Annotated in this window: 12 protein-coding genes and 1 tRNA gene; 9 read left to right on the top strand and 4 right to left on the bottom strand. The window is 68.3% G+C overall.

Annotated elements, in window-relative coordinates:
- Position 1 precedes the first annotated feature (1 nt).
- On the top strand, positions 2-400 hold the full coding sequence (locus tag G6N49_RS06160) for a VOC family protein (protein ID WP_011560740.1): 399 nt from the start codon (positions 2-4) through the stop codon (positions 398-400).
- Positions 401-486: 86 nt separating this feature from the next.
- Complete coding sequence (locus G6N49_RS06155) at positions 487-882, top strand: nuclear transport factor 2 family protein (protein ID WP_011560741.1); 396 nt, start codon at positions 487-489, stop codon at positions 880-882.
- A 31-nt stretch (positions 883-913) separates the two neighbouring features.
- On the opposite strand, the gene G6N49_RS06150 is transcribed toward G6N49_RS06155, so the two are convergent.
- The 4 genes from G6N49_RS06150 to G6N49_RS06135 form a co-directional block, all read right to left on the bottom strand.
- Positions 914-985, bottom strand: a tRNA-Val gene (locus tag G6N49_RS06150).
- Between the two features lie 46 nt (positions 986-1,031).
- A complete protein-coding gene (locus G6N49_RS06145) occupies positions 1,032-1,502 on the bottom strand; it encodes a peroxiredoxin (RefSeq protein WP_011560742.1) in 471 nt (156 codons plus the stop codon).
- Positions 1,503-1,928, bottom strand: coding sequence for a DUF3052 domain-containing protein (locus G6N49_RS06140; protein WP_041309735.1), 426 nt, complete (start codon positions 1,926-1,928; stop codon positions 1,503-1,505).
- Between the two features lie 91 nt (positions 1,929-2,019).
- The gene (locus G6N49_RS06135; protein WP_011560744.1) at positions 2,020-2,559 is read right to left on the bottom strand and encodes an Rv2240c family protein; all 540 of its coding nucleotides are present in this window, start codon (positions 2,557-2,559) and stop codon (positions 2,020-2,022) included.
- A gap of 211 nt (positions 2,560-2,770) precedes the next feature.
- Here G6N49_RS06135 and aceE point away from each other — a divergent pair, with 211 nt between their 5' ends.
- The 7 genes from aceE (at position 2,771) to G6N49_RS06100 (ending at position 12,446) form a co-directional block, all read left to right on the top strand.
- Positions 2,771-5,560 (top strand): pyruvate dehydrogenase (acetyl-transferring), homodimeric type, encoded by a 2,790-nt coding sequence (gene aceE, locus G6N49_RS06130; protein WP_011768291.1) that lies wholly within the window; start codon positions 2,771-2,773, stop codon positions 5,558-5,560.
- Positions 5,561-5,678: 118 nt separating this feature from the next.
- The gene (locus tag G6N49_RS06125; protein ID WP_011560746.1) at positions 5,679-6,965 is read left to right on the top strand and encodes a PucR family transcriptional regulator; all 1,287 of its coding nucleotides are present in this window, start codon (positions 5,679-5,681) and stop codon (positions 6,963-6,965) included.
- A 128-nt stretch (positions 6,966-7,093) separates the two neighbouring features.
- Positions 7,094-8,038 (top strand): ACP S-malonyltransferase, encoded by a 945-nt coding sequence (locus G6N49_RS06120; protein ID WP_011560747.1) that lies wholly within the window; start codon positions 7,094-7,096, stop codon positions 8,036-8,038.
- An 87-nt stretch (positions 8,039-8,125) separates the two neighbouring features.
- Positions 8,126-8,419: a meromycolate extension acyl carrier protein AcpM gene (gene acpM / locus G6N49_RS06115; RefSeq protein WP_011560748.1), complete on the top strand. Its 294-nt coding sequence runs from the start codon at positions 8,126-8,128 to the stop codon at positions 8,417-8,419.
- On the top strand, positions 8,416-9,666 hold the full coding sequence (gene kasA, locus G6N49_RS06110) for a 3-oxoacyl-ACP synthase KasA (protein WP_011560749.1): 1,251 nt from the start codon (positions 8,416-8,418) through the stop codon (positions 9,664-9,666). The genes acpM and kasA overlap by 4 nt, the downstream gene beginning before the upstream one ends.
- A gap of 39 nt (positions 9,667-9,705) precedes the next feature.
- Complete coding sequence (gene kasB / locus G6N49_RS06105; RefSeq protein WP_011560750.1) at positions 9,706-10,968, top strand: 3-oxoacyl-ACP synthase KasB; 1,263 nt, start codon at positions 9,706-9,708, stop codon at positions 10,966-10,968.
- A 56-nt stretch (positions 10,969-11,024) separates the two neighbouring features.
- Positions 11,025-12,446, top strand: coding sequence for an acyl-CoA carboxylase subunit beta (locus G6N49_RS06100; RefSeq protein WP_011560751.1), 1,422 nt, complete (start codon positions 11,025-11,027; stop codon positions 12,444-12,446).
- Positions 12,447-12,552 lie beyond the last annotated feature (106 nt).

Genomic DNA, 12,552 nt, shown 5'->3' with positions numbered 1-12,552 from the left:
GATGGCGATCGGCGGGCTCACCCACGTCGCGGTCACGGTGCGTGACCTCGAAGTCAGCACACCGTGGTACCGCGCACTCATCGGTACCGAGCCCGTCCTCGACGAACACACCGACGCCGGCTTCCACCACGTGGTGTGGGCATTCGGCGACGGCACGCTGTTCGGCATCCACCAGCACGACAGCCCCGCCGGACAGGTTCGCTTCAGCGAATTCGCCCCCGGACTCGACCATGTCGCCTTCGGCTGCGCCGATCGGACCGAACTCGAGCAGTGGGTACGCCGGCTGGACGAACTCGGCGTGTCCCACGGCGGCATCGTCGACGCCGGCTACGGGTCGGGGCTGAGTTTCCGCGATCCGGACGGGGTGGCGCTGGAGTTCTTCGCCCCGCCGCCGCGTTAACCGTTGCGGCACAGAGTCATCGAAAGTCAAGTCCGTAAACAGGCTTCCCCCCGTTCGAGGGGTAATCGCACGAAAGGGTATGGATCATGTCGGAACAAGAACGAAACATCGAGGCGGTCAAGAAGGGTTACGAGGCCTTCTCCTCCGGCGACATCGAGACTGTCATGAGCCTCTTCGACGACGACGTCGAGTGGGTGCAACCCGGCAGGAGCGCGGTCAGCGGCACGTTTCACGGTAAGGACGAGATCCGCGCCTATCTCGGCAAGCTGGCCGAGAAACCGTTGACGGTCAAGTTGCACCGGCTGATCGGCGAGGGTGACACGGTGGTCGCGCTGACCGAGCTGACGCTCGCCGGCGAGCATGGCACCGATGCGGACGTGTTCACGCTGCGCGACGGTAAGACCGTCCGCGTGGAGGTCCACGGCGACACCGCACTGATGGAACGGGTGTACGGGAGCAAGCAGGCCGCGACCGCACAGTGAAGATCGCCGGACCCGACTGCCCGGCATGAAGTGGGCGTGGACGGTATCGAACCGCCGACCGCTGGTGTGTAAAACCAGAGCTCTACCACTGAGCTACACGCCCCGTGCCGGGCAGGCTACCCGGACCCCCACCGCAGGCGGAAATCGCCTCAGCTCGAGCGCAGCGCCGCCAGCGCGTCCGTCCACACCGCCTGATCGCGCGCCTCACCCGGGCTCTTCATCTCAGAAAACCGGATGATTCCCGACCGGTCCACCACGAAGGTGCCCCGGTTGGCGATGCCTGCGTCGGCGTTGAACACCCCGTAGGCCTGGGCGACCGCACCGTGCGGCCAGAAGTCCGACAGCACCGGGAAGGTGAAGCCGCTCTGCGTCGCCCAGATCTTGTGGGTGGGCGGCGGGCCGACGGAGATCGCCAGCGTCGCCGTGTCGTCGTTCTCGTAGGTGGGCAGGTTGTCCCGGATCTCGTCGAGCTCACCCTGACAGATGCCGGTGAACGCGAGTGGGAAGAACACCAGCAGCACGTTCTTGGCGCCCCGGAAGTCGCCGAGCGTGACGGGCTGACCGTTCTGGTCCTTGAGCGTGAAGTCGGGCGCCTCGGTGCCGACATCGAGTGCGGCCACCTAACGCCTCCCCGCGGCCTTGGACTTGGGCTGCACCAGCCGGCTGGCGATCCAGTCACCCAGGTTCGCCGACGAGGTCTGCATCAGACCTGCCGTGGGCGCCGACTCCGCGATGTCCGCCGGTTGCACGTGCCCCGGCTTACCGGTCTTCGGCGTGATCACCCAGATCACGCCGTCGTCGGCGAGTGGGGTGATGGCGTCCATCAGGGCGTCCACGAGGTCCCCGTCGTCGTCGCGCCACCACAGCAGCACGACGTCGATGACCTCATCGGCGTCCTCGTCAAGCAGCTCGCCACCGCACGCATCCTCGATATCGGCCCGGATGTCGTCGTCGACGTCCTCGTCCCAACCCAGTTCCTGCACAACCTGATCGTTTTCGATGCCCAGTCGTTGGGCGTAGTTCGGGGCGTCCGCCGCCGCCACCACCGTCGGTCCTCCTTCTGCCGATGCTGCGCGTTCTCGAGCCCCTATCGTTGCACGTGCCCCACCGGTTACGTGCGGCCGCTGCCCCGGTTCGTCAATATGATGCGTCGCACAGTTCGAGCGCGACCTCCCTGGAATCGTTCAACCGCGTCACCGCGTCGTTGAACTCGTCGGGCCCGGCGTCCCGGGTGATGGTGCCCGCGACGTCGCGCGCGGCGCCCACCCAGGCGCCCAGCGCATCGCGCAGTTCCGGGGTGAGCACGTCGGAGATGCCGGTGGCGACGAGGTCGGCGCTGATGTTGAGCGCCTCCACCGCCGGTCCGGCGCGGACCCCCACCTCGGGCGTGTTCTCGTTGACCGCGTCGACGTAGGCGTTGACGGCGCCGATCGCGTTGACGCTGGAACTGCTGAGGTCCTCGCACGCGGTGTGGATGGCCGCGGTGGTCAAGGACTGCTGCCGTCGGGACTCCCGGGCGCTCGACTGCGCGATCGACTCCTCGACGGAGGCGGACACCGAGGCGCGGTACACCGGCGCGGCCTCGCGGTCGACCTGACCCGAACCCGAGGTCACCGACGTGCAGCCGACGATGACCATGGCCGCCGCGGCGAGGCTGCCGAGTATCCGGGCAACCATCTTCAGCCGCCTCCCCTGGCGCGGTCCACCGCTCAGCACGGTCTGCAGACGTTACCGGTTGACCGGCGTCGTCGCGGGTTCATTCCGACCACCTGCCCCCAGCGGTGCAGTTGGGGCACGATGGGGGAAGGATGGAGGTTGTCGCGCACGTGGAGAGCCACAAACCCCCCGCGGTCGCGGCGTACCGATACCGCCTGACAAGGAGCGGAAGTTGACCACCGAGTTCGTGCGCCAGGATCTGGCCCAAAACTCCTCCACCGCAGCCGAACACGATCGTGTCCGGGTGATCCGTGAGGGTGTTGCATCGTATCTGCCCGACATCGATCCCGATGAGACGAGCGAATGGCTGGAGTCGTTCGACCAGCTGCTCGAACGCTCCGGACCGGCGAGAGCCCGCTACCTGCTGTTGCGGCTGCTCGAACGCTCCGGGGAGCAGCGGGTGGCCATCCCCGCGCTCACCTCGACCGACTACGTGAACACGATCCCGACCGAACTCGAGCCGTGGTTCCCCGGCGACGAGGACGTCGAACGCCGCTACCGGGCCTGGATCCGGTGGAACGCCGCGATCATGGTGCACCGCGCGCAGCGTCCGGGAGTCGGTGTGGGCGGCCACATCTCGACGTACGCGTCGTCGGCCGCGCTCTACGAGGTGGGCTTCAACCACTTCTTCCGCGGTAAGAGCCACTCCGGCGGCGGCGACCAGGTGTTCATCCAGGGCCACGCCTCCCCCGGGATCTACGCGCGCGCCTATCTCGAGGGCAGGCTGACCGCCGACCAACTCGACGGGTTCCGCCAGGAGCACAGCCACCCCGGCGGCGGTATCCCGTCGTACCCGCATCCGCGGCTGATGCCCGACTTCTGGGAGTTCCCCACGGTCTCGATGGGCCTGGGCCCGATGAACGCGATCTACCAGGCCCGGTTCAACCACTACCTGCACGACCGCGGCATCAAGGACACCACCGACCAGCATGTGTGGGCGTTCCTCGGCGACGGCGAGATGGACGAACCGGAGAGCCGGGGGCTCATCCACGTGGCCGCCCTCGAGGCGCTGGACAACCTGACGTTCGTCGTCAACTGCAACCTGCAGCGCCTCGACGGCCCGGTGCGCGGCAACGGCAAGATCATCCAGGAACTGGAGTCGTTCTTCCGCGGCGCCGGCTGGAACGTCATCAAGGTGGTGTGGGGCCGCGAATGGGATGCGCTGCTGCACGCCGACCGCGACGGCGCACTGGTCAACCTGATGAACACCACCCCCGACGGCGACTACCAGACCTACAAGGCCAACGACGGCGGCTACGTACGCGACCACTTCTTCGGCCGTGACCCGCGCACCAAGGCGCTGGTGGAACCGATGACCGACGCCGAGATCTGGAACCTCAAGCGCGGCGGGCACGACTACCGCAAGGTCTACGCCGCGTACCGCGCGGCGATGGAGCACAAGGGCCAGCCGACGGTCATCCTCGCCAAGACCATCAAGGGCTACACCCTGGGTAAGCACTTCGAGGGCCGCAACGCCACCCATCAGATGAAAAAGCTTGCGCTGCAAGACCTCAAGGACTTCCGCGACGCCCAGCGCATCCCGATCGGCGATGCCCAGCTCGAGGAGAACCCCTACCTGCCGCCGTACTACCACCCCGGCCCCGAGGCGCCCGAGATCCGCTACATGCTCGACCGCAGGCGCGCGCTCGGCGGTTTCGTGCCGGAGCGTCGCACGAAGTCCAAGGCACTCGCGCTGCCGAGCAGCGATGCCTACAAGGCGCTGAAGAAGGGCTCCGGCAAGCAGGAGGTCGCCACCACGATGGCGACAGTCCGCACCTTCAAGGAGATCCTGCGCGACAAGCAGATCGGCCATCGCATCGTGCCGATCATCCCCGACGAGGCGCGCACGTTCGGGATGGACTCCTGGTTCCCGAACCTCAAGATCTACAACCGCAACGGGCAGCTCTACACCTCCGTCGACGCCGAGCTGATGCTGGCGTACCGGGAGAGCGAGGTCGGGCAGATCCTGCACGAGGGGATCAACGAGGCCGGTTCGGTGGGCACGTTCATCGCTGCGGGCACGTCGTACGCCACGCACAACGAGCCGATGATCCCGATCTACATCTTCTATTCGATGTTCGGGTTCCAGCGCACCGGTGACAGCTTCTGGGCGGCCGCCGACCAGATGGCCCGTGGATTCGTGCTGGGCGCGACGGCCGGGCGCACCACGCTGGTCGGTGAGGGGTTGCAGCACGCCGACGGCCACTCACTGCTGCTGGCGTCGACCAACCCCGCGGTGGTGGCCTACGACCCGGCGTTCGCCTACGAGATCGCCTACATCATCGAATCCGGGCTGCACCGGATGTACGGGGAGAACCCGGAGAACGTCTACTTCTATCTGACGATCTACAACGAGCCCTACGTCCAGCCGGCGGAACCGGAGAACCTCGACGTCGAGGGTCTGTTGCGCGGGATCTACCGGTACCGGGCCGCGGCGGAGAAGAAATCCAACACCGCCCAGATCCTGGTGTCCGGCGTGGCGATGCCCTCGGCGCTCAAGGCCGCCGAGATGCTGGCCGAGGAGTGGGACGTGGCCGCCGACGTGTGGTCGGTGACCAGCTGGAACGAGCTCAACCGCGACGGCGTCCAGGTCGAGAAGGACCTGCTGCGCCATCCGGACCGGCCGGCGGGCACCCCGTACATCACCACGGCGCTCGCCGACGCGGCCGGACCGGTCGTGGCGGTCTCGGACTGGATGCGCGCGGTGCCCGAGCAGATCCGGCCGTGGGTACCCGGTACGTACATCACGCTCGGCACGGACGGTTTCGGATTCTCCGACACCCGGCCCGCCGCGCGGCGGTTCTACAACACCGACGCCGAGTCGATCACCGTGGCGGTGCTCGAAGGGCTGGCCCGCGACGGCAACATCGACATCTCGGTGGCCGTCGAGGCGGCCCGCCGCTACGAGATCGACGACGTGCTGGCGGCGCCGGAGCAGACCTCCGATCCCGGGGTGGCCTGAGTACCTCCCGCGAGCAGACACAGAATCGCGTCCCCGAAGGCGGCCTAACGCGATTCTGTGTCTGCTCGGCACACCCGGCTTGGAGGTATCCGCCAGAACCATGGCGTAGCTTTTAGGGATGCCCGACAATCGGTACGTGCCGCCGGCCTCGACGGTCGAGGTGCTGCAGACCGTGCCGGATTCCGTGCTGCGCCGGTTGAAGCAGTACTCGGGGCGATTAGCCACCGAGGCGGTGGCCTCCATGCAGGACCGGCTGCCGTTCTTCGCCGGCCTGGAGGCCTCGCAGCGCGCGAGCGTGCACCTGGTGGTGCAGACGGCGGTGGTCAACTTCGTCGAGTGGATGCGCAACCCGCAGAGCAACGTCAGCTACACCGCGCAGGCGTTCGAAGTCGTGCCCCAGGACCTGACCCGCCGCATCGCGTTGCGCCAGACGGTCGAGATGGTGCGCACCACGATGGAGTTCTTCGAAGAGGCCGTGCCGCTGCTCGCGCGCTCGGACGAGCAGGTCACGGCCCTGACCGCCGGCATCCTGCGCTACAGCCGGGATCTGGCGTTCGCCGCCGCCTCGGCCTACGCCGACGCGGCGGAGGCACGCGGCGCGTGGGACACCCGGATGGAGGCCAACGTCGTCGACGCGGTGGTCCGCGGTGACGTCGGGCCGGAGTTGCAGTCCCAGGCGGCCACGCTCAACTGGGACGCCACCGCCCCGGCCACCGTCATCGTCGGCCTCCCCCACCCCGACCGAATCGATCTCGCCGCCGACGACGTGCGCGACATCGTGACCCGCAACGACCGGGCCGCGCTGTCGGATGTGCACGGCACCTGGCTGGTCGCGATCGTCTCGGGGCCGATCTCACCCACCGACCGCTTCCTCAAGGAGATCCTCGTCGCGTTCGCCGACGGCCCGGTCGTCGTCGGCCCGACCGCGCCGACGCTGTCGGCGGCCCACCTGTCGGCCACCGAGGCCATCGCCGGCATGAACGCGGTCGCCGGGTGGAGCGGTGCGCCCCGGCCGGTGTCGGCGCGCGAACTGCTGCCCGAACGTGCGCTGCTCGGGGACGCGACGGCCATCGCGGCGCTGGAAACCGAGGTGATGCGGCCGCTCGGCGACGCGGGCCCGGCACTCACCGAGACCCTCGACGCCTACCTCGACGCGGGGGGCGCGATCGAGGCGTGCGCCCGTCAATTGTTCGTTCATCCAAATACCGTCCGCTACCGGCTCAAACGGATCGCCGACTTCACCGGGCGCGACCCCACCCTGCCGCGCGATGCCTACGTGCTCCGGGTGGCCTCCACCGTCGGCCGGCTCAACCGGCAAGCGGCCCAGTCCAGCCGGGCGAGTGGGCCATCCCCGCAGGTCCCGGCCGCGCGGCCGGCCAGTGCGACCCTCTACCGCAGCGGATGAGATGTTGCGGCCCGATCTCGCTGGAGTCGCATCACATGCCGTTTTGTGGACTTGCTACAAAAACATAAGACGAGGTTCATAATCTCTTACACGGCGCAAAGTCGTCTTCACAGTGTTCTCTTAGAGACGTGCCTCAATCGCATACCCAGATCGCGCTGCTCGCGCCCGGCCAGGGGTCCCAGACTCCCGGGATGCTTGAGCCGTGGCTGCAGCTGTCCGGCGCCGCCGAGCGCCTGGCGACGTGGTCGGAGATCAGCGGCCTGGATCTCGCCAGGCTGGGCACCACCGCCGACGCCGATGAGATCACCGACACCGCGGTGACCCAGCCCCTGGTCGTGGCCGCGACACTGCTCGCCCACGAAGAAGCCGCCCGACGCGACCTGTTCGGCGGCGCAGGTGACAACACCGTCGTCGCCGGCCACTCGGTCGGGGAGATCGCCGCCTACGCCATCGCCGGGGTGATCTCCGCCGACGATGCCATCAAGCTGGCCGCGACCCGCGGCGCCGAGATGGCCAAGGCCTGCGCACTCGAGCCGACCGGCATGGCCGCCGTCCTCGGTGGTGAGGAGGCCGAGGTCCTTGCCCGCCTCGAGGCGCTGGACCTGGTCCCCGCCAACCGCAACGCGGCCGGTCAGATCGTGGCCGCCGGTGCGGTGTCCGCCCTGGACAAGCTCGCCGAGGATCCGCCGGCCAAGGCCCGCGTCCGCAAGCTGGCCACCGCGGGCGCATTCCACACCCGGTACATGGCCTCCGCACTCGACGGCTACGAAGCCGCCGCCCGCGAGGTGGCCGTCGCCGAACCCACGGCCACGCTGTTGTCGAACGCCGACGGCCAACCGGTAGCCTCGGCCGCGGACGCGATCGAGAAGCTGGTCGCCCAACTCACCCGGCCGGTGCGCTGGGATCTCTGTACCGCAACGATGCGGCAGCGCTTCGAGAACGCCGAGAACGCCGCGATCGTCGAATTCCCGCCCGCGGGCACACTCGTCGGCATCGCCAAACGTGAACTTCGGGGGGTTCCGACGCACCCCGTCAAGTCCCCCGCTGACCTGGACGGGCTCACCTCGCTGTAATCCGCCGGGACAACCACATATCGATCGTCATTCAAGAGTTCTCCGCTCCGCGGAGGCATGTTCACCACATATATAGAAGGAGCCATCGTGCCCGCCACTCAGGAAGAAATCATCGCCGGTCTCGCCGAGATCATCGAAGAGGTCACCGGCATCGAGCCGTCGGAGGTCACCCCCGAGAAGTCCTTCGTCGACGACCTCGACATCGACTCGCTGTCCATGGTGGAGATCGCGGTGCAGACCGAGGACAAGTACGGCGTGAAGATCCCCGACGAGGACCTCGCCGGTCTGCGCACCGTCGGTGACGTGGTCGCCTACATCCAGAAGCTCGAGGAAGAGAACCCCGAAGCTGCCGCCGCTCTCCGCGATAAGTTCTCGCAGTGACCAGGCCTTCCACTGCTAACGGCGGTTTCCCGAGCGTCGTGGTGACTGCCGTCGAGGCCACCACGTCGCTCGCCGCGGACATCGAGAGCACGTGGAAGGGCCTGCTGGCTGGCGAGAGCGGCATCCGCGTTCTCGAAGACGACTTCGTCACCAAGTGGGACCTGCCCGTGCGGATCGGCGGTCATCTCGTCGACAACGTCGACGACCACATGACCCGCATCGACATGCGTCGCATGTCGTACGTGCAGCGCATGTCCAAGCTGGTCTCGGGTCGCCTGTGGGAGACCGCGGGCAGGCCCGAGGTCGATCCGGACCGGTTCGCCGTGATCATCGGCACCGGTCTGGGCGGCGGCGAGAAGATCGTCGAGACCTACGACGCGATGAACGAGGGCGGCCCCCGCAAGGTGTCGCCGCTCGCGGTCCAGATGATCATGCCGAACGGTGCGGCGGCCGTCGCCGGTCTGGAACTGGGCGCCCGCGCCGGGGTCATCACCCCGGTGTCGGCCTGCTCGTCCGGCTCGGAGGCGATCGCGCACGGCTGGCGTCAGATCGTCATGGGTGACGCGGACTTCGCCGTCGTCGGCGGCGTGGAGGGCGGCATCGAGGCGCTGCCCATCGCGGCGTTCTCGATGATGCGCGCCATGTCGACCCGCAACGACGACCCCGCCGGGGCGTCGCGGCCGTTCGACAAGAACCGCGACGGGTTCGTGTTCGGCGAAGCCGGGGCGATGATGATCATCGAGACCGAGGAGCATGCCCTGGCCCGCGGCGCCAAGCCGTTGGCCCGCCTCATGGGCGCGGGCATCACCAGCGACGCGTTCCACATGGTGGCCCCGGCCGCGGACGGTCTTCGGGCCGGCCACGCGATGAAGCGTGCGATGGAGACTGCGGGGATCGATCCCAAGGACGTCAACCACGTCAACGCACACGCCACCGCGACGCCGATCGGTGACACGGCCGAGGCCAACGCCATCCGGGTCGCCGGTGTGGAGCACGCCGCGGTGTACGCGCCGAAGTCGGCGCTCGGCCACTCCATCGGGGCGGTCGGTGCGCTCGAGTCGATCCTCACGGTGCTCGCACTGCGTGACGGCGTCATCCCGCCGACACTGAACTACGAGACACCGGACCCCGAGATCGATCTCGATGTCGTTGCGGGCGAGCCACGGTATGGCGACTACCAGTACGCCATCAACAACTCGTTCGGATTCGGCGGCCACAATGTGGCCTTGGCGTTCGGTCGTTACTGAGTAGCGCACGACCAACGGAAAGACACATACGGAGCAGTAATGGCACGGTTAACCAGGCTTTCGACGGGGAACGGTTTCCCCAACGTGGTCGTCACGGGAGTTGCCATGACGACCGCCCTGGCTACCGATGCGGAGACCACCTGGCAGCGTCTACTCGACGGGCAGAGCGGTATCCGCACGCTCGAGGATCCGTTCGTCGAGGAGTACGACCTCCCGGTCCGGATCGGCGGGCATCTGCTGGAGGACTTCGACAGTGAGCTCACGCGTGTCGAGCTGCGCCGTCTGTCCTACCTGCAGAAGATGTCGACCGTGCTGGGCCGGCGGGTCTGGGCGAACGCCGGTTCCCCGGAGGTCGACCCGCGTCGGCTGATGGTCTCGATCGGCACGGGCATGGGCTCCACCGAGGAGCTCGTGTTCAGCTACGACGGGATGCGTGCCAAGGGTCTCAAGGCCGTGTCACCGTTGGCCGTGCAGATGTACATGCCCAACGCGGCCGCCGCCGCGGTGGGTCTGGAGCGCAAGGCCAGGGCCGGGGTCATCACCCCGGTCTCGGCCTGCGCCTCCGGCTCCGAGGGCATCGCCCAGGCCTGGCGCAACATCGTGCTGGGCGAGGCCGACATCGCGATCTGCGGCGGTGTCGAGACCCGGATCGAAGCGGTGCCGATCGCGGGGTTCGCGCAGATGCGCATCGTGCTGTCGACCACCAACGACGATCCGGCCGGCGCCTGCCGCCCGTTCGACAAGGACCGCAACGGCTTCGTCTTCGGCGAGGGCGGTGCGCTCCTGGTCATCGAGACCGAGGAACACGCCAAGGCCCGCGGCGCCAACATCCTGGCCCGCATCATGGGTGCGAGCGTCACCTCGGACGGCTACCACATCGTGGCGCCGGACCCCAACGGTGAACAGGCCGGGTGGGCCATGACCCGCGCCATCCAGCTGGCCGGTCTGCAGCCGACCGACATCGACCACGTCAACGCGCACGCCACCGGCACCAGTGTCGGTGACGTCGCCGAGGGCAAGGCGATCAACAACGCGATGGGCGGTCACAAACCGGCGGTCTACGCACCCAAGGGCGCGCTCGGCCACTCGGTCGGCGCCGTCGGCGCGGTGGAGTCCATCCTGACGGTGCTGGCGCTCAAGAACGGCGTCATCCCCCCGACCCTCAACCTGAAGAACCTGGATCCGGAGATCGACCTCGACGTCGTCGCCGGCTCTCCGCGCCCCGGTAACTACCAGTACGCGATCAACAATTCGTTCGGATTCGGTGGGCACAACGTCGCGCTCGCTTTCGGGAAGTACTGAGCACCACAGCTTCTCGACAGTCAGCTGACATCGGAACGGGCACTAGGAGGATTTGAATGACGGTCATGGCCCCCGAGACGGTCGGCGAAACGCTCGACCCGCGCGATCCGCTGCTGCGCCTGCGCACGTTCTTCGATGACGGCACCGTCGAGTTGCTGCACGAGCGGGACCGCTCGGGTGTGCTCGCCGCGGCCGGCACCGTCAACGGCGTCCGCAGCATCGCGTTCTGCACCGACGGGACCGTGATGGGCGGCGCCATGGGCGTCGAGGGCTGCCGCCACATCGTCAACGCCTACGACACCGCGATCGAGGAACAGAGCCCGATCGTCGGCATCTGGCACTCCGGCGGCGCCCGCCTGGCCGAGGGGGTCAAGGCCCTGCACGCGGTCGGTCTGGTGTTCGAGGCCATGATCCGGGCGTCCGGCTACATCCCGCAGATTTCCGTGGTCGTCGGTTTCGCCGCGGGCGGCGCCGCCTACGGACCGGCCCTGACCGACGTGATCGTGATGGCGCCCGACAGCAAGGTCTTCGTGACCGGCCCCGACGTGGTGCGCAGCGTCACCGGCGAGGACGTCGACATGGTCTCGCTCGGCGGACCCGAGGCCCACCACAAGAAGTCCGGTGTCTGCCACATCGTCGCCAGCGATGAACTCGACGCCTACGAGCGCGGTCGCCGCCTGGTCGGACTGTTCAGCCAGCAGGGCCATTTCGACCGCACCAAGGCCGAAGCCCAGGACAGCGACTTGGCCGCGCTGCTGCCGGAGTCGGCGCGGCGCGCCTACGACGTGCACCCGCTGATCACCGCACTGCTCGACGACGGCGTGCCGTTCGAGGAGTTCCAGGGCAAGTGGGCGCCGTCGATGGTCGTCGGCCTCGGCCGGCTGGCCGGGCGCACCGTCGGCGTGCTGGCCAACAACCCGCTGCGGCTGGGCGGCTGCCTGAACTCCGAAAGCGCCGAGAAGGCCGCGCGTTTCGTGCGGCTGTGCGATGCGTTCGGCATCCCGCTGGTCGTCGTCGTCGACGTGCCGGGCTACCTGCCCGGCGTGGATCAGGAGTGGGGCGGCGTGGTCCGCCGCGGCGCCAAGCTGCTGCACGCGTTCGGTGAGGCCACCGTCCCGCGCGTCACGCTGGTCACCCGCAAGATCTACGGCGGCGCCTACATCGCGATGAACTCGCGGTCGCTGGGTGCGACGAAGGTCTTCGCCTGGCCCGACGCCGAGGTCGCCGTCATGGGCGCCAAGGCCGCGGTCGGCATCCTGCACAAGAAGAAGCTGGCCGCCGCCGCCCCCGAGGACCGCGAGGCGCTGCACGAGGAGCTCGCCGCCGAACACGAACGCATCGCCGGCGGCGTGGACTCCGCCATCGAGATCGGCGTGGTGGACGAGAAGATCGACCCCGCCCACACCCGCAGCAAGCTGACCCAGGCGCTGGCCGAGGCGCCCGCCCGCCGCGGCCGGCACAAGAACATCCCGCTGTAGGCGCTCTACGCAGAACACCCGGAAGATCCCCGGCCGCCGCATGGCGTCGCCGGGGATTTCTGCGTCTGCCTGGCAGCAGCGCCGGCGGCGCGTAGCGTGGGGAACG

It is taken from the genome of Mycolicibacterium monacense (assembly GCF_010731575.1).
GTDB lineage: Bacteria > Actinomycetota > Actinomycetes > Mycobacteriales > Mycobacteriaceae > Mycobacterium > Mycobacterium monacense.
Note: the sequence above shows the minus strand (reverse complement) of the source record. Positions and strands in the feature narration are given on the sequence as shown.